The 1,223-nt window shown below is 76.4% G+C and carries 1 protein-coding gene; it reads left to right on the plus strand.

The window, feature by feature from the left end; genetic code table 11:
* On the plus strand, window positions 1–1,223 hold a 1,223-nt coding region (locus tag ACPCK6_RS29555), incomplete at both ends, for a SpnB-like Rossmann fold domain-containing protein (protein ID WP_514132370.1).

A 1,223-nucleotide genomic window follows, 5' to 3' on the forward strand; every position in this document is an offset into this window, starting at 1 on the left:
CCCGCTGATGGCACCGATGCTCGACGAGTTCCGCACGATCCTGCACGGCCTCACCTTTGCCACGCCGCTGCTGCCGGTCGTGTCGAACGTGACCGGGGCCCTGGCCGGCGACGAGATCCGCACGGCCGACTACTGGGTGCGGCACGTGCGGGAGGCCGTCCGGTACGCCGACGGGATCACCGCCCTGCGCGAGGCGGGGGTGGACACGTTCCTGGAGGTCGGCCCGCAGAGTGTGCTGACCGCGATGGCCGCCGACGTGTTGCCCGGCGACGACGCCGTGCTGGCCGTCGCGGTGCAGCGCCGGGACCGTCCGGAGGCGCACGCGCTGCTGTACGCCCTGGCGGAGCTGCACGTGCACGGGATGCCGGTGACCTGGCAGTCGTGGTTCGCGGACACCGGCGCGCGCCGCGTCGACCTGCCCACGTACGCCTTCCAGCACCAGCGCTACTGGCCCGAGGGCACGGCCGAGAAGCGGGCCGCCCCGGACGGCGGCGACGTCGGGTTCTGGACCGCCGTCGAACGCGGCGACCTGGCCGCCCTCGCCGCCGAACTCGGCGACGACCCCGACGCCCTGGACACGCTCGGCCCGGCCCTGCCGGTCCTCTCGCGCTGGCGTCGTCACCGGTCCCGGGACACCGCGCTGGACGGGTGGTCGTACCGGATCGGGTGGGAGCCGGTCCGGCCGAACCCGAAGACCAGGCTGTCCGGGCGGTGGCTGATCGTCACCGTCGACAGCGGCGCCGACGCGGGCGTGGCGAAGACCCTCACCCAGGCCGGCGCGCGGGTGGACACGCTCACCCTGTCGTCCACCCTCGACCGCGCCGACCTGGGCGAGCGGCTGCGCCGGATCAGCGGGGACGGCTGGGCCGGGGTGCTCTGCGTCCTGCCCCGCCAGGACCGGCCCCCGGCGCACACGCCGGCGTTGCCCGCCGGCACGGCCGCCCTGCTCACCCTCGTCCGGGCGCTCACCGACACCGGCCTGGCCGGACGGGTGTGGGCGCTCAGTCGGACCGCGATGCCCGTCACGGCCGGCGAACGGGTCGACGACGTCTGGGCGGCCCTGGCCTGGGGCCTGGGCCGGGTCGTCGCCCTCGAACAGCCGGACCGCTGGGGCGGCCTGGTCGACCTGCCCGCCCGCGCCGACCGCGGCACCCGCGCCGGGCTCGTCGCGGTCCTCGCTGACGGCACCCTGGACCAGGTGGCCGTCCGGCGCAGCGGCATCT

The sequence above is a fragment of the Micromonospora sp. AB353 genome (assembly GCF_049538395.1).
Taxonomy (GTDB): domain Bacteria; phylum Actinomycetota; class Actinomycetes; order Mycobacteriales; family Micromonosporaceae; genus Micromonospora; species Micromonospora aurantiaca.